This is a genomic window from Rhodococcus sp. 14-2496-1d, from assembly GCF_002259365.1.
Lineage (GTDB): Bacteria > Actinomycetota > Actinomycetes > Mycobacteriales > Mycobacteriaceae > Rhodococcoides.
On the sequence record NZ_NPFV01000027.1, the window covers coordinates 164184 to 178617 of the forward strand.

Annotated in this window: 23 protein-coding genes; 9 read left to right on the forward strand and 14 right to left on the reverse strand. The window is 62.4% G+C overall.

The genetic code is table 11. The annotated features are described in order from the left end of the window. Positions 1 to 141: 141 nt before the first annotated feature. The 3 genes from CH296_RS19730 to CH296_RS19740 are packed head-to-tail and all read left to right on the forward strand — an operon-like array spanning position 142 to position 3515. A complete protein-coding gene (locus tag CH296_RS19730; RefSeq protein ID WP_254924288.1) occupies positions 142 to 1701 on the forward strand; it encodes a circularly permuted type 2 ATP-grasp protein in 1560 nt (519 codons plus the stop codon). Beyond that, a complete protein-coding gene (locus tag CH296_RS19735; protein WP_032394562.1) occupies positions 1702 to 2676 on the forward strand; it encodes an alpha-E domain-containing protein in 975 nt (324 codons plus the stop codon). It begins immediately after the preceding gene. 8 nt (positions 2677 to 2684) lie between these two features. Next, positions 2685 to 3515: a transglutaminase family protein gene (locus tag CH296_RS19740; RefSeq protein ID WP_032394561.1), complete on the forward strand. Its 831-nt coding sequence runs from the start codon at positions 2685 to 2687 to the stop codon at positions 3513 to 3515. A gap of 48 nt (positions 3516 to 3563) precedes the next feature. Here the strand turns inward: CH296_RS19740 and CH296_RS19745 are convergent, their stop codons facing one another. After that, positions 3564 to 4133 carry a type II toxin-antitoxin system PemK/MazF family toxin gene (locus CH296_RS19745; protein ID WP_032394560.1) on the reverse strand — a complete coding sequence of 190 codons (570 nt, stop codon included), beginning with the start codon at positions 4131 to 4133 and terminating at the stop codon, positions 3564 to 3566. Between the two features lie 237 nt (positions 4134 to 4370). Here CH296_RS19745 and CH296_RS19750 point away from each other — a divergent pair, with 237 nt between their 5' ends. Next, a complete protein-coding gene (locus tag CH296_RS19750) occupies positions 4371 to 4673 on the forward strand; it encodes a hypothetical protein (RefSeq protein ID WP_094685565.1) in 303 nt (100 codons plus the stop codon). A 136-nt stretch (positions 4674 to 4809) separates the two neighbouring features. Here the strand turns inward: CH296_RS19750 and CH296_RS19755 are convergent, their stop codons facing one another. Then, positions 4810 to 5277, reverse strand: coding sequence for a hypothetical protein (locus CH296_RS19755; protein ID WP_143546393.1), 468 nt, complete (start codon positions 5275 to 5277; stop codon positions 4810 to 4812). Beyond that, positions 5219 to 6157 (reverse strand): hypothetical protein, encoded by a 939-nt coding sequence (locus CH296_RS19760; protein WP_094685567.1) that lies wholly within the window; start codon positions 6155 to 6157, stop codon positions 5219 to 5221. The genes CH296_RS19755 and CH296_RS19760 overlap by 59 nt, the downstream gene beginning before the upstream one ends. A gap of 178 nt (positions 6158 to 6335) precedes the next feature. Here CH296_RS19760 and CH296_RS19765 point away from each other — a divergent pair, with 178 nt between their 5' ends. Beyond that, positions 6336 to 6761, forward strand: coding sequence for a hypothetical protein (locus CH296_RS19765; RefSeq protein WP_143546394.1), 426 nt, complete (start codon positions 6336 to 6338; stop codon positions 6759 to 6761). 4 nt (positions 6762 to 6765) lie between these two features. Here CH296_RS19765 and CH296_RS29020 read toward each other — a convergent pair whose 3' ends face one another. Beyond that, the gene (locus tag CH296_RS29020; RefSeq protein ID WP_179277779.1) at positions 6766 to 6903 is read right to left on the reverse strand and encodes a hypothetical protein; all 138 of its coding nucleotides are present in this window, start codon (positions 6901 to 6903) and stop codon (positions 6766 to 6768) included. A 263-nt stretch (positions 6904 to 7166) separates the two neighbouring features. Between CH296_RS29020 and CH296_RS19775 the strand changes: the two genes are divergently transcribed. The 3 genes from CH296_RS19775 (at position 7167) to CH296_RS19785 (ending at position 8453) form a co-directional block, all read left to right on the forward strand. Beyond that, a complete protein-coding gene (locus CH296_RS19775) occupies positions 7167 to 7508 on the forward strand; it encodes a hypothetical protein (RefSeq protein ID WP_143546395.1) in 342 nt (113 codons plus the stop codon). Positions 7509 to 7570: 62 nt separating this feature from the next. After that, on the forward strand, positions 7571 to 8062 hold the full coding sequence (locus tag CH296_RS29890) for a helix-turn-helix transcriptional regulator (RefSeq protein ID WP_094685571.1): 492 nt from the start codon (positions 7571 to 7573) through the stop codon (positions 8060 to 8062). Next, positions 8055 to 8453, forward strand: coding sequence for a hypothetical protein (locus tag CH296_RS19785; RefSeq protein ID WP_094685572.1), 399 nt, complete (start codon positions 8055 to 8057; stop codon positions 8451 to 8453). The genes CH296_RS29890 and CH296_RS19785 overlap by 8 nt, the downstream gene beginning before the upstream one ends. A gap of 14 nt (positions 8454 to 8467) precedes the next feature. On the opposite strand, the gene CH296_RS19790 is transcribed toward CH296_RS19785, so the two are convergent. The 8 genes from CH296_RS19790 to CH296_RS19820 form a co-directional block, all read right to left on the reverse strand. After that, positions 8468 to 8842, reverse strand: a complete 375-nt coding sequence (locus CH296_RS19790; protein ID WP_143546396.1) for a hypothetical protein — start codon at positions 8840 to 8842, stop codon at positions 8468 to 8470. A 71-nt stretch (positions 8843 to 8913) separates the two neighbouring features. After that, the gene (locus CH296_RS29025; RefSeq protein WP_179277780.1) at positions 8914 to 9057 is read right to left on the reverse strand and encodes a hypothetical protein; all 144 of its coding nucleotides are present in this window, start codon (positions 9055 to 9057) and stop codon (positions 8914 to 8916) included. Next, on the reverse strand, positions 9039 to 9419 hold the full coding sequence (locus CH296_RS19795; protein WP_143546397.1) for a hypothetical protein: 381 nt from the start codon (positions 9417 to 9419) through the stop codon (positions 9039 to 9041). The genes CH296_RS29025 and CH296_RS19795 overlap by 19 nt, the downstream gene beginning before the upstream one ends. Before the next feature lie 633 nt (positions 9420 to 10052). Further along, positions 10053 to 10301, reverse strand: a complete 249-nt coding sequence (locus CH296_RS19800; RefSeq protein ID WP_094685575.1) for a hypothetical protein — start codon at positions 10299 to 10301, stop codon at positions 10053 to 10055. Next, complete coding sequence (locus tag CH296_RS29030) at positions 10298 to 10465, reverse strand: hypothetical protein (protein ID WP_179277781.1); 168 nt, start codon at positions 10463 to 10465, stop codon at positions 10298 to 10300. The genes CH296_RS19800 and CH296_RS29030 overlap by 4 nt, the downstream gene beginning before the upstream one ends. Positions 10466 to 10779: 314 nt before the next feature. Further along, the gene (locus tag CH296_RS19810; protein ID WP_143546398.1) at positions 10780 to 11157 is read right to left on the reverse strand and encodes a hypothetical protein; all 378 of its coding nucleotides are present in this window, start codon (positions 11155 to 11157) and stop codon (positions 10780 to 10782) included. Continuing rightward, the gene (locus tag CH296_RS19815; protein WP_094685578.1) at positions 11157 to 11600 is read right to left on the reverse strand and encodes a hypothetical protein; all 444 of its coding nucleotides are present in this window, start codon (positions 11598 to 11600) and stop codon (positions 11157 to 11159) included. Before CH296_RS19815 ends, CH296_RS19810 begins: the two co-directional genes overlap by 1 nt. Positions 11601 to 11604: 4 nt before the next feature. Further along, positions 11605 to 11967: a hypothetical protein gene (locus CH296_RS19820; protein ID WP_094685579.1), complete on the reverse strand. Its 363-nt coding sequence runs from the start codon at positions 11965 to 11967 to the stop codon at positions 11605 to 11607. A 529-nt stretch (positions 11968 to 12496) separates the two neighbouring features. On the opposite strand from CH296_RS19820, the gene CH296_RS29330 reads away from it, so the two are divergent. Continuing rightward, positions 12497 to 13015: a hypothetical protein gene (locus CH296_RS29330; RefSeq protein WP_218830267.1), complete on the forward strand. Its 519-nt coding sequence runs from the start codon at positions 12497 to 12499 to the stop codon at positions 13013 to 13015. 49 nt (positions 13016 to 13064) lie between these two features. On the opposite strand, the gene CH296_RS19835 is transcribed toward CH296_RS29330, so the two are convergent. Both CH296_RS19835 and CH296_RS19840 read right to left on the reverse strand, forming a co-directional pair. Then, on the reverse strand, positions 13065 to 13415 hold the full coding sequence (locus tag CH296_RS19835) for a hypothetical protein (RefSeq protein WP_094685581.1): 351 nt from the start codon (positions 13413 to 13415) through the stop codon (positions 13065 to 13067). Then, positions 13412 to 14356 (reverse strand): hypothetical protein, encoded by a 945-nt coding sequence (locus CH296_RS19840; protein ID WP_094685582.1) that lies wholly within the window; start codon positions 14354 to 14356, stop codon positions 13412 to 13414. Before CH296_RS19840 ends, CH296_RS19835 begins: the two co-directional genes overlap by 4 nt. Positions 14357 to 14434: the final 78 nt, after the last annotated feature.

Here is a 14434-nt window from a genome sequence, read left to right on the forward strand (position 1 = left end):
ATGAGTCCGCGATCGGCAACGCATGCCACCACCAAGGCCAAAGCGACCAAAACCAAGTCAGCGGATCGTGACGAACCCGAAGCCGACGGAGTGTTCGGCGGGTATTCCGACGTCGGAAAGTACAGTCTCGCCTTCGACGAGATGTTCGACGCCGACGGGCGCACCCGAACTCCGTACAAGGGCATCCACACCGCACTCGCCCCGGCGAACGCGGTGGACCTGGATGCGAGATCCGACGCGCTGGGACGAGCCTTCATCGACCAGGGCATCACCTTCTCTCTGTCCGGCCAGGAACGCCCCTTCCCGCTCGACCAGGTACCCCGTGTCATCGCGGCGGGCGAGTGGTCACGTCTCGAGCGCGGCATCAAGCAGCGCGTCAAAGCTCTCGAGATGTTCCTCGCCGACATCTACGGCGACCAGGAGATCCTGCGCGACGGAGTGGTACCCAAGCGGCTGGTGACCTCCTGCGAGCACTTCCACCGAGAGGCGGTCGGCATCACACCGCCCAACGGTGTGCGTATCCACGTCGCGGGCATCGACCTCATTCGCGACGCGCAGGGCACGTTCCGTGTCCTCGAGGACAACCTCCGGTCACCGTCGGGCGTGTCCTACGTCATGGAGAACCGTCGCACCATGGCCCGGGTGTTCCCCGATCTGTTCGCCAGCCACCGCGTCCGCGCCGTCGGTGACTACGCCTCGCATCTGCTGCGGGCACTGCGCGCGTCGGCCGCCCTCAACGAGGCCGACCCGACCGTGGTGGTTCTCACTCCTGGCGTCGCCAACTCGGCGTACTTCGAGCACTCGCTGCTCGCGCGACTGATGGGCGTCGAGCTCGTCGAAGGACGCGACCTGTTCTGCCGAGACAACATCGTCTACATGCGCACCACCGAGGGCGAGCGTCAGGTCGACGTCATCTACCGACGCATCGACGACGACTACCTCGACCCCATGCAGTTCCGTCCCGACTCGGTGCTGGGAGTTGCAGGTCTGGTCAATGCCGCTCGGGCAGGCAACGTCGTCATCTCGAGCGCTGTCGGGAACGGCGTCGGCGACGACAAGCTCGTCTACACCTACGTGCCGACCATCATCGATTACTACATGGGCGAGAAGCCGCTGTTGGCCAACGTCGACACGTTCCGGTGCTGGCTCGACGACGAGTGCGAGGAAGTTCTCGACCGCATCGACGAACTGGTCATCAAGCCGGTGGAAGGCTCGGGCGGCTACGGCATCGTCTTCGGGCCCGACGCCTCGCCGAAGGAACTCGCCACGATCAGCAAGAAGGTCCGCGCGGATCCGCGCGGTTGGATCGCCCAGCCCGTCGTGCAGCTCTCGACGGTGCCGACCAAGATCGGCGATCGATTGGTACCGCGCCACGTCGACCTGCGGCCGTTCGCCGTCAACGACGGCGACGACGTCTGGGTGTTGCCCGGCGGCTTGACCCGGGTTGCGTTGCCGGAGGGATCCCTGGTGGTCAACTCGAGCCAGGGCGGCGGCAGCAAGGACACCTGGGTACTCGCCACCCGAACCTCTCTGGAGGAGCAGGAGCTTGCCGGCGAGGAGATCGTCAGCGTTCCACCGGAGTCGCCGATGGCCGAACAGGGCCCGGAGCTGACGATGGACCAGCAGATGAATCAGCAACAGCAACAACAGCAGCAGCAACAGCAGGCAACGAACTCGGACTCGAACGGCGGTGGACAGTAAATGCTCGCGCGCAACGCAGAGTCGCTCTACTGGATCGGACGGTACGTCGAGAGAGCGGACGACACCGCCCGCATTCTCGACGTCACCGTCCACCAGCTTCTCGAGGACGCCACGGTCGATCCGGACCACACGTCGCGAGTGTTGTTGCGAGTGCTCGGCTTCAAGCACGAGCCGGACGTCTCGCTCGACGTGTGGTCGCTCACCGAGGTCGTCGCCTTCAGCCGGGACGGGTTGGGTTCGATCGTGGACTCACTGTCCAGCGCACGTGAGAACGCCCGTGGTGCACGAGAAGTCACGTCCAGTGAGATGTGGGAGTGCTTGAACACCACGTACAACGGTTTGAACGAGCGCATCAGGGCGTCCAAGCGCACCGGCCCGGCCGAGTTCTTCAGCTACATCGAGGAGCGCGCCGCGATGTTCGCCGGTCTCGCGGACTCCACCCTCAGTCACGACGACGGCTATCGCTTCCTCCTGCTCGGTCGCTCGGTCGAGCGCATCGACATGATCGTTCGGTTGTTGCTCTCGCGAGCCGGTGACCGGCCGTCGTCGCCGGCTTGGGTCACGGTGCTGCGCTCCGCCGGTGCTCACGACACCTACTTGCGCACCTACCGCGGCGCGCTCGACGCCCAGCGAGTTCTCGAATTCATGTTGCTGGACAGGCTCTTTCCGCGCTCGGTGTTCTACGCACTCAACGAGGCGGAACGTTCGCTCGATCAGCTCGACCATCAGCCCAACAGTCGAGTCGGTGCACGCGCCGAAGCGCAGCGCCTACTCGGCCGCGCTCGTAGCGAACTCGAATTCCTTCGTCCCGGTGAAATTCTCGACGATCTGCAGGAGCGCCTGCTCTCCCTGCAGGAAACCTGCCGTGAACTCGGTGACGCGATCTCCAAGCAGTATTTCCATGCAGCTCCGTGGGTTGCGTGGACGGACGCCGGCTCGGGAACATTCGAAGATCAACTGGAAGGTGAACTGTGAGCTGGCGTATGCGTGTCGTGCACACCACGGGCTATCAGTACGACGCACCGGTGACGTCGTCGTACAACGAGGCTCGGTTGACGCCGCGAAGTGACAACCGGCAGAACGTGATTCTGAACCGAGTCGAGACCGACCCGGTGACGCGTTCCTACCGCTACACCGACTACTGGGGCACAGCGGTGACGGCGTTCGACCTGCACGCACCGCACACCGAGCTCGAGGTCACCGGATCGTCGGTGGTCGAGACCGACCCCTTCGTCTACCCGGACGAGAACGCCTCCTGGGAGGAGCTCGCGAGCGAGCAGGTGATCGATCGCTTCAACGAGGTCCTCGACAACACCGAGTACGTGCCGAAGAACAGGCAACTGGCGTCGGTGGCGAAGAAGCTGTCCAAGGGCCTACCGCCGCAGGAATCGGTGGTGGAGATCGCCAACTGGGTCAACCAGGAGATGTCCTACGTGCCGGGGACCACCGGCGTGCACACCTCGGCCGTCGAGGCGTGGTCGGAGAAGAAGGGCGTCTGCCAGGACTACGCCCACCTGACGTTGTTGATGTTGCGCAGCATCGGCATCCCCAGCCGGTACGTCTCGGGCTACCTGCACCCGAAGAAGCAGGCCGCGATCGGTGCGACCGTGGAGGGCCAGAGCCACGCCTGGATCGAGGCGTGGACCGGTGCCTGGTGGGGTTACGACCCGACCAACGCGATCGCCGTCAACGAGCAGCACGTGTCGGTCGGACTCGGCCGTGACTATGCCGACGTGCCACCGCTGAAGGGCATCTTCTCCGGCGGCGGTTCGACGGCTCTCGACGTGGTCGTGGAAATCACCCGGTTGGCGTGAGCCCGATGCGCGTTGTGCGTCCTTCGCGGGACGCACAACGCGCGCGCATCAGTTCCAGCCGAAGTCGCGACGCAATCTGTTTGCGACGGAATCGAATTGGGGCTTGCTCAGAATCGCACCCTCGCGGCGGATGCCGTCCTCGGGCACGTCGAGCACTCGATCCAGTCGAATCCAGCTCGGTCGGCCCTCGGCGTCCCAGGACCCGGACCCGATCGACTGCCAGTCACGGTCTCCGTCGCGGCTGCTCTGGCTCGACAACATCAGGCCGAGCAGGTCGTTGCCCTCGCGTCCGATGACCAGCACCGGGCGGTCCTTGCCCTGGCTGGCATCTTCCTCGTAGGTGACCCAGGTCCAGACGATCTCACCGGGGTCGGCCTTGCCGTCCAGGTCGGGGGAGTACTCGATGGTGCGGGCGCGCTGCGCTGTAGGTCTGGTCTGCGATGCCACCGGACGCCCCGGACGAGGTGCCGGAGCGGACGTGCGCGCGGCCGTTCCGCTGATCGCGTCCTTGCCCTTCTGCAGGGCTCCGGACTTCTGCAATTGACGCAGCAGCCGAGGTCCCTCGCGCATCGCGATCTTGCCCAGTTCCTTGCCGAATCTGCTCCAGTTGCCAGCCATGCGGCGAGTGTAGCGATGCAGACGCTGCTGCTCATCGCCCGAACCGCGGCAACGTGAACACCCGACTCGGACAGCCGGGGACGGCGCACCGTTCTCGGCGTGGGACGATAGGGAAACCCGTTCGCTCATTTCGAACACGCCAGCCGAAGGATACGAGTGCCCAGCTTCGCCGACACAAGGTTGGCGATAAGACACTCCTGATTCTGAGGCAGTTCTCCACTTAGGAGAGGGTCAGGCATGTTCGCACACACCACCAACACGGAAAACGCCCTTGACTTCGAGCCGGTCGTTACGTTCAACTATTTCGACGACTTCGACGTGTCGATCAGGTTCTCGCCGACGCTCACGGTCAACTTGTCCCGCGAAGAGTTCGATCTGTTGACCTTCGCGATCCGCGTCGGGTATTCCGAATATCTCGAACGGATCGCCGAGCTGGACCGACAGATCGACGCGAAGTTCGGGAGTGCCATTCCCCCTGCTGACCCCGAACCCACGGACCCGTTCGCGATGAGCGGTCTCTCATCGTTGGTGTTCGGCTGAATACAGAGTTTTCGCGAGTGCCCGCGGTATCGGGCACGATGTAACCAACACCGTGCGCTGCAGCGACGCGTTGTTTGAGGAACGGCCCCGCCCTTGACTTCCCGGTTGAGGCGGGGCCGTTTTGCGTCTGTTGGGCCTACTCAAGAACGCCCCATTGTCGGGCTATTCGAGTGATCTCGTCAGAAAGAGTTCGCCCCTTCCACTCGTCTACCTCAGCGATCACCGGGTTGACCAGGTCGACCTTGATGTTCGTGTCATCCGCGTTCAAGTAGGGTCTGAGCGTCTCGAACCAGTGCTTGCCCGAAAGGGGACGTACCGCGACCATAGGAGTGTGAAACGCCTTCATCGACTCGGCCAACCCGTTGCGCCATTCCGTAGTCAACTGCCGCCTCGCAGTCAGTTCGGCAGCCTCCGCGACCTGTCTTAGTCGATCGATTTCGTGGCCGTGTTGCTGGGCTGCAAGTTCCTTGGCGTTCTGTTTTTCGACAACCAGCCGTTGTTTCTCTGTTTTCCAGTTGATGAGCGGTGCAAGCAACGATGCTGCACTACCCGCTACTGCGCCTACCGCGGTACCCACGACGCCAGCCCATACGGGGTCGATCACGCGTCGTCCTCATCGTGTAAGTGACGCTCTTGTGCTCGTGCTGGTCGCCCCAAGCGAAGTTGATGCGCTTTTCGACCCCGTCGCGCACCCACGCGATGTACTTGGGCCTCTGGACCGTTCCTCTCGCGGGATTTCGCGGATCGTCGAAGCGGCGTCTCAGCCCCACAGCACGATGCAGTCGGTTTCGGCGTCCCTGATTGAACAAACTCAAGCCGAAACCAACACCCGCCAGCTCGACGAGTCCTCCCCGCATCGCGTTGCCTTCGTTGCCGAACATTGGGTACGCGTTACACCAATCGGTGGTCACGGTCTCGACCCGCGAGAAGGGGTCGAACTTGAGATGCTGGTGACCGGTGTCAGCGGCGACGTAAAGTCCCCAGGTCCTAGGCCATGCCGCGCGGTTGAGCAGGAGATGGATCGAGTCATCGATAATTGGGCTTTTGACCGCGACGCCGTCGGACCCGAAGGCATTTCCCGCAGCGTGCGTGAGGAGCAGCTTCAGAACCCACCGCTGAAAGTCACCACCGGAGATCTCGACCGACTCGTCTTCTCCCCAATCGCCCGCGCCACCCTGGTAGCGCAAAGCAATTGTGCGGAGGAACGTCGCAAATTTGATGGCTGCCTTGTCGGCATCCGACAAACCGTTGTTGTGCTTCTCGCATAGGACATTCGCGACGAACTTTTTAGGTTGGACGAACCGCCGGACCCCGAGGCCGTTGTCATGCCGGATCGTTGCGTCGGGATCATCGAAGCTGTAGAGCTTGATCAGGCCATGCGAGACGTAGTGCTCGCCCGAGATCTTGGTCGAGCATCCTCCCGCGGTATTGGCGTAGCACTTTGGGTGCTTGAAGTCGGCGGAGCCGGTGGTGGTGGTGGTCATCTGCGCAGACTATCCCCGGGCACCGACAGTTCCGCGTGGCGTCATCGCGTCCGATTCCTGCCCAATTTCGTGCGACGCATCGCACGGTTCGTAGCGTCGCCGATGACCGCCGAGTGCGCCGATTCCAGCTTCGGCGGGCGCGCACGCGAGTAGATTTCCGCTGATGTGGACCGGACCTGTGATTTTCACCTTGATTATCAGCTGCCTCGCGCTACTGACCGCGCTCGGGTCGATCGGATGGCAGATCTACTCGTGGCGACGCAACGGTCCGAAGGTGGAGGTCTCGGCTCATCTTGGGTTCGTCACGGGGCCGGGCGGTCAGAACTTCATCGCCATCGAGGCGACCAATAGTGGTCGACTGGAAACGATGGTGCAGAGCTTCTATTTCCAGCTGCCCGAAGGAAGAACACTGCAGCCAACAGGTTCCTACATCAAGACGACAGTATTGCCAGCGCGCCTCAGCCCAGGCGATCAGGTGTCGTACTACTTCAACCCAAACGATATCGACCAGCAGCTGGCATCTGCCGGTCTAACCCGCTCCGATCTGCAACCAGCGGTCAGAACGGGTCACGGAAAGGTGCTGGGCAAGAAGATGCCTGGCTGAACACCTACACGTCTGCGGCCCACTTGTCGATGATCAGGTCGTCCGAACCGTCGTAGCGGTAGGCGCGACGACCGCCGGGAATAAGCAAAGATCTGGCCTGTCCCTCGTCAACGAACGGGGTGAGGGTCGGTTCGTCAGCCATAGCGTCGAGTATTGCAGAGTGAAACTTCAGCACGTTCAAGGAACGCATTCGTCGGTTCGATAGTCGATGTAGCATCACAGCCCGAGTGCCGAAACTTTCGCCGTACTCAAACGACCAAGGGAATACCGACTTTGGCTCCTCAAGGTGAGCGCACGTCCAAGGCGTCTGCCGGCAGTTGTGAGTGGTTCGAGACCGACTTGTACGCCCGCACGCTTGAGAAGTACTCAGACGAGTCAGAGCTGGAAATCGAGCATCTTCTCAACATGATGGATCTCGCGGAAGAACCGGGCGGATTGCCGAACGATCAGTACGACGCACCGATCGGATGGTTGGACAAAATTTCTAGACGCAACCCTCCGTGGCTGGCAGAAATCAAGTCTCCCGGACCGGAAGAGCAAGACGGCGGCCACCGCGAATATCGCCTCTACTTCGGCGAGGCTCCGTTCGACCGACACGCTCTACTAGCAGCGCTCATCGAGTACAAACACACAGGCTGGAAGAAGAGCACGATGAAGTCCACTCAGACCAAACACATCAGAGCTGCAATGGACTCGATCGCCAAGTGGTGCGCGAACAAGTGTGGCTACCGAACGCGGTCCAAGTAGGATCCACCAGCCAATTTGGCGTCAGTGTTGCGATTTCTGCAACTTCGCAGGAGGCTTAAGGCATGGCACGTACACCTCGACGACAAACACGCAGCGCGCAGCTCGCGCGCCAGCTGTCCGCTGCCGAGTTGGCATTCAAGCAACGGCTAGTGAAGCTCAGGGAGTCTCGGGACCTGTCCCAGACGGAAGTGGCCCGGAGGATGGGGGTGGACAAGAGTGCGGTCTCCAGGTTTGAACGGATCGACGCAAACCCCCGACTCTCGACCATTCGCGCATACGCTTTGGCCATTGACGCATCTATCGAGATGGACGCACACTTAAATTCACCTGATGTGGTCCTGATCAGCGGAAGCCAGCGAGGGAGACTGACTGGCGCGCATGTCTCAAATTTTGAGATTCACATTCTCGATTCGCCAGAGCCCTTCCCGTTCACGGTCGCTGGCTTCCTTGGAAATGGCGCGCCGGGACGCAACAGAACTTCATGGGTTACGCCGGAGAGCCTCTCCAGCGCGCCTCGCGCTTTGGCTCTGACCGAGAAGGCAGAACATGTTTAGCACACTGTTTTTCACGCCCCACGTCACAATTACAGAGGGACTGATCAACGTTCTCGGCGGCGGGGTGACGCGCGCCTTTCGCCCTGTCTTTCCGAGTCATTTAGGCCTCTACCTGGTCGCGATCCTGGACGTCTCGTCGGCGGAATCGGACATCCCGCTGGTGTTTCGAATCGTTGACATCGACTCTGACGATGTTGTGCTCACTGAAATCGCAGCGGATGCTACCCAGATCTTTGGACCAGAGGAAGACGTGGATCCACGCGTCATGAGCAATCCGTTTGTCGTCGATCTGACATCCCTTGTGATCCCAAAGCCTGGAACCTACCGTGTCGAGACGACAGTAAACGGCAAGGAGTCCATCGCCATCAACTTGCAGGTTCTGGCACAGTAGGGCCGAAACTCGCGTTATGCGCCCGATCCAGAGTCGAGGTGAGACCACGTCTGGATGCTCTGGATGACATCCCTTGCAGCGTCGATTGCCGATGCGGCACCCCTGCCGGTGACCTCCATAGGGAACTCTGGATCGAGAACCATACGGCGGAAATCCCACATACTGCGAGTCACATCGACGAGATCAGGCGGGGCGTCGGCCGCGGCGAGTTGCGCGGCCGGGTCGGCGTAGTTCGCCACCTCGGCGTCACGCAATCGCGCGGCAATCTTCGCAGTGTCGGCCACCAGATCGGTTGCCTTCACCAGCGCGTCGACTGGATCTCCACTCAAGAGGCCGTCGAGTGCGGTGACAGACGGGAAGGCAGGCACGGGCTCATCCTGCCTGGACATCGATACTCTGCTGAGGTCGATCGTTCGAGCCGAGACACTGATCTCTTCGGCCACCCGGTCGGCGCGCCGAGTCAGTCGACCGCCAGGAAGACCACTTCGTGCAGATCGCCGAGGAACGATTGCGCCTGCGGGCGAAACATCATCAGGACCGTCACCACCACGGCAGGCCACACCAGCGATACCAGGAAGTCGAGGATCATCTGCACCCATGCCATCGGGCGATCCTAGAGCAGGCTAGTCCGACCCTCCGGCCCACGCGGATCGCCGCTGCTGTCTCGGACACCTGTGCGTAGATCGCTACTGCGCCGTTGTGCGAGATCTCCATGGGTACGTCGGGATCGAGCACCTGGGCTCGAAACGACCAGATTCCCTCGACAGCTCGTAGCAGAGCATCGGGTGCACCCGCCGTGGTCAATTGTGCCACCGGGTTATTCGACGGTTCGGCTCCGGGACTGCGGACCTCGGCAGCGGCGTTCGCGGCTGCCGCAAGGAAGTCCGTGGCCTCGACGAGGGCAGTGGCTGCGTCTGCTCGACTGGTCAGGCCGTCGAGAACGTCGGCGGAAAGGAGGGTGGGCATGGGTGCACTCTTTTCGCTCGACATCAGATCAGCCCTCGCATCATCGATGCTCGTCGCATCAGTTCGGCCACTTCATCGTGGGTAAGATGGATGTAGGGGTTGGACAGGTTGGTCGCCGCGTTCTTCATCGACAGCTGGTTGGTGAACGACCAGTCCGAGGCGGGCGCGGCAGGCTCGCCGAAGCCGTCGCTGTACCGGGCAGACGTCGACGAGCTTGATGGGCGAGGACGCCGATCCTGCGGCGGTCCAGCTACCTCGGGCGATGGCGTAGCGCTTCTGCTTGGTGAACCGGGTCTGCGACCACACCTGCGCGAACGCGGCGGTCTGTCCCCACGTGTCGCGGAGGTACTTGAGCGTGGTGGTGTTGATGTGCCACGCGGTGGCCGAGGGGGCTGCGTCGGGAACGCGGCAGCCAGGTTTGGCAAGTGCGTGTCCAGCAGGGTCTTGATCTCGGCGACGGTCTTGTTGCTTCCCGGTGCCGCCACGTCGGGGAAGCCATCTTCGAGCCAGAGTGATACCTGATCGCCCTTGGCCAGAGAAGCGACCTTGCGTCAGGGTAGGACGACCACTTGTCGTGTGTCGAATCTGGCGCGATGAATCATATTGCAGCGCAAACGCATCGAGACTCGATGCTTACATTTTCGGCCGAAACCCGAAGGCGCGAACGGGCGTCGTCGAGCGTTGGTGTTTCGATCCGATTGCCACGATGGGCGGTCGATGCCGCTTGCTTGCGAGGTAGACGTCGTGGTCACGTTCGGTGAGTTCGGGGTCCGCGAGCTCGAAACTGCCAGCGGTGTTGTCGAGCGCGTCCGGCTCGGTTTCGTCGAGCTCTGGGTTGCCGACGGCGAGGACTTCGAGGCCGAACAGACGCAGGACGATCACGATGCGGCACCCATCAGAGCGCGGATCGACCGCAGAGCGTCGTCGGCCTGCTCGCGCCGGACCTCCCGAGCCCGGCGAGTTTCGGCGTCCCGCTGCTCTCGCTCTCTCCGAGCGAGCTCGCGTCGCTTGGGCTCGGCGGCTGTGTGTTCTCTCTCAGCTCGCATCTCGGGTGTCGAGTCGCGGTCTGCGAACTGCCAACCGGACTGAAAGTCAACGGCAGCTGTATATTTCGGCATCCTCGACCTAGGTAGCGTTCCTTTCTGCCGCTTGTAGTTCTCCGGCTCGACGAGCTCGACCGGCACCGCTTGGTTCGGGAATTGGGCCCGCCAGCAAGCGATCCGAACGCAGACAATGCACTCCCAGCCGACAGGGGTGAGGCCCGACCGTGAGTCGGTGGCACCGGTGTGGCGAACGCAGACTGTCCGCGGTTCGAGGTGGTGGCCGCGGTGGCACCGGGCCGGCACTCGCAGCGTGCCGGTCACATCGATTCCTCCCATCGCTCGAAATCAGACCAGCGCCAACCGTGGACCGCGACGCCGAGCGAGAGCCCTTCACCTTTGGCGAGATCATGCTCCGACAGCCAGCCGACATACGCGTCGTGATGGCGTTCTGTCGCTACCATCGTTCGCCAGTGGGCGTCGATCGCAGGTGCAACGGACAGCGCTGCGAACTGCTCTGTCGACACCGAATACGCGGCTACGACTTCGTCAGCGTGCAACGGGTCCGGCACGAGCGGTATTGCGTCGAGCCAATGTCGCCAACTCGAGGGACGAAGCCGTTTCGGCACGTCGGTGAACGTCAAGCCAGCGGGTCGTTCGGCGTCCACCCGCTCGGAGGCGAGCATGGGTCGAGCCATCACGCACCCCGTCCCGCTCGGGGGCGCGCCACACGTCCCTTGCCGCGACGAGCTCCGCGTTCGTTGTCCCGTCCCTGGTTCTGAGATCCATCTCCGGTGTAGACCCCGCGAATGCCGGTCTGCCCACCGCTCGCAGCTCCGGACGTCGAGCGGGCGGCGAGGATCCGCGCGTCCATGACCGATGCCAAGCGAGCTCGGGTCATACGAAGCTGCCGAACCGCGGCCACCGCGGGGTGCATCTTGACCGTTCCGCTCTTCGTCGTGATCTTGCGGCCGTCGGCGGCGAGAGCTGCATCGAGCGCCGCGATGTCATCGGTCGTGGCCTGTAGGTCCGCGGCGGTCGCGAGGTCGTCGGCCTCGAGGACGATGCCGACGCTCTTCGCTTTGGCGCGGTAGAAGTCGACGACCGACTCGGTGCCCGCCGTTAGGTCATCGGTGCTCATGTAGTCACGTCCTTTCGAGGTAGCGGCCGACGCCGAGGTTCGGTGCGCGGTCGGACGAACGCGGGGGTGGTCGGTTCTCTGTCGCGGCACCGCGGGCGAGCGCGCCTATGGCCTTCTCGACCCGCTCGACGTCGACCGTGCCGTCCGGCCGGACGAACTTCGTGTGATCGAGCGCGGCGAGCAGATCGGCAACGTTCTGTGGTCTGAGACCGACCGTGCCGAGTTGGCGAGCGATCGCCGCGTCGACGATCTGCGCTCTCAGTTCGTCGAGCACCTCGGACGATTCGAGGCCGCTGTGCTCGAGCTCGGCGATCCGGTGATCCCGCTCAGCGACCAACCACGCCGCGAGCTCTGCGTCGGTGAACACGGGCGATCAGTCCGCTGGGCCGGACAGGAACGAGTGCAGACCCGCGAGCTCGAGCCAAAACGCGCTGTCGACCTGCGCGGTGAAGGGCGCTTGCTCGTAGACCTTCGCGAGGACGCTTTTGGCCATGTCCAAGTGCGGCTCCTTGGTAGCCGTAGTGATCGGGTGCTGTGGCGTAATTCCGGCCATCGAGTCGCTTCTTTCTGTTCTTGATCGGCAAGGTCAATACTCATACCCCGTACCGGTATCTGTCCAATGTTCTAGGACCGCCGCCTGTAAACGCTTTAGCGCAAACAGGATTCGGCTTAAATCGAACAGATTGTCGACCCAAACCACGCTGGACGTCGAGCTGGATCCGTCATTCGAACGCGCGTTCAGCCCGAAAAGGCCTGTTCAGGGCGCTTGAGGTCCGTCAAAATGCAGTTCTTTTCGCACCGCAGCCGACGAAATGTGCAGTACCCAGCTGCCTATCTGCCAGACCGGGCAGGGGCCTCCCCCCCCTACCGCACACAGCTGCAGTTAAAGTCCAGCAATGGAACAAACCATGTGGAACGTAGTGAACCGCGACAAGACTTTCTCACGCGAGACAACGCTCTGGCTGGAGTACGAAGTCGCAGGCTCGATCGTTGGAGACGAGTACGATCTTGCCGAATACCCCGCTGACCTCATGCTTGAGGAATACGTCCGTCAGGTTGATTCTGGGAAGCTCCAAGACGCGAATGGCTTACCGGAAGGCCACCGGCACATCACTTGGTCTATTCACGGGAGCAATCTTGGGGGAGAGTTGGCACCCTTCCAGCCTGACCGATGGTCTGACATGCCTGAACATGAAGACTTCCTGACATTCTTCCAATGGCCGAAGTCTGCGGTCGACGGAGTCAAGCTTAATTTCCTTCAGCTGCCGGTCCGCGATATGGCATGGAACAAGCAGCAGCGGGATCGTGGTGGATTCATTCAGGAAGCCACAGGCTGGAAGCCTGCGGCATTTCAACCCACGCTGTGGCTGCCTGGTTTGTTCTCCGCATTCGTGTTATATCGGAATTCCCAGTAAAGAGAGCATGAGCGGCCCCGTCCACGATAGGTAGACGGGGCCGCTGCGCCTACCGGCTTTCTCTGTCGAGCCGGTAACGAGACATACCCCTGCTTGTCGGGTCCGCGATCTCGGTCCGATGCTCGAGTGCTTCCTTGGCCCGCTGTACTCTCGCGGCCTCGCGAGCTGAAACTCGTCGGTCGCATTCGTTCCTCTCGTCGTCGAACCTGGCCCTGCGTGCGTCGAGATCGCGAGCGAGCTTGCGCAGTTCCATTCCGTGCTTCGACGCGATCTCGGTCACCGGTCCCGGCTGGCGCTTCTCGTTGGCCGTGCGCCGCGCCTGTTGGTGTTCCTGCGTCGCGGTCTTGGGCGGGTCCGTGAGGTAGCGAGCCATACCGGTGGTCGTCGTGTTCGCTTTCATGCGTGTGCTCCTGTCTCGATCTTGTTGTCCGCATACCACTGCAGCGCCGCGTCGGGCGTGTCGACGTGCGCGATCTCGACGCCGTATTGTCCGACGAACTGACTGCGCCACACGTCCTGTTCAAGCGCCTGTGCGTCAGTCCGAATAAGTCGCTCGGGGTACTTGTCGTCGAACCCGTTGTTTTCGACCAGCTCGAGCCACTGCCGAACGCACTGGACCTGCCGCCACCGTTCGACAAGCTTCGGCCACGTCTTGAAGGCCTCGAGTACGTGGGGATGGCCGTTCTCGATCACGGCGTCCGCGTTGTCGACTTCACCGGTCGCATCGACCAGCGTTCGGTATGTGTGTACCGATTCATCGAGGATCGGCGTCGACTCCTCACCGAGAACCTGCTCGAGTTCGTCCCACACCGTCAGTACAGCCTCGCGGTTCGCATCCGCCCAATGTCCACGCATCCGCTCCTCGAACTGTCCATGCCGCGCGATTGGGTGCGACGTCGGAATGGCCGTCCTGTCGAACTCCTGCGCGGCCACCATGATCGACGGCACCTTCGCTTTCGCATCTGCCGCTTCCCATGCCACGGCCAGCAATTCGCCGTCGCGCTGTCCGGCCGCGAGGTTCAGCAGTTCCTCACGTTCCTCGTCGAGCCGGTGCTGCACCTTCTTCGCCGCGGCCGCATTGCGCTTGATGGCCTTGAGCGGCCCTTCGGTCAGTCGCTTTCCGAGCTCGTGATCGAGCGTCGGCGATACCCCGATGCCGCTGGCTCGCTCGCGATCGTGTTCAGCTGCTCGACGATCTGACTCTTCCCTCGCGCGCGTTTGTCGCTCCCGGTGCGCGTGGGCATCAGTGTTGCCGATGATCTCCGATGCCTCGCTGGGTCCGAACCCGCCGGGGTTGGTGTCCCAGTTCGAGCTGTCGATGCCGGTTTCCTGCGTGCTCATTTGGTGTCTCCTTCGTTCGTTGTGCTGCCTGCACCGGTCGATGCAGGGTTGTTCGTTGGTCGGTCGTCGCCGCACGGC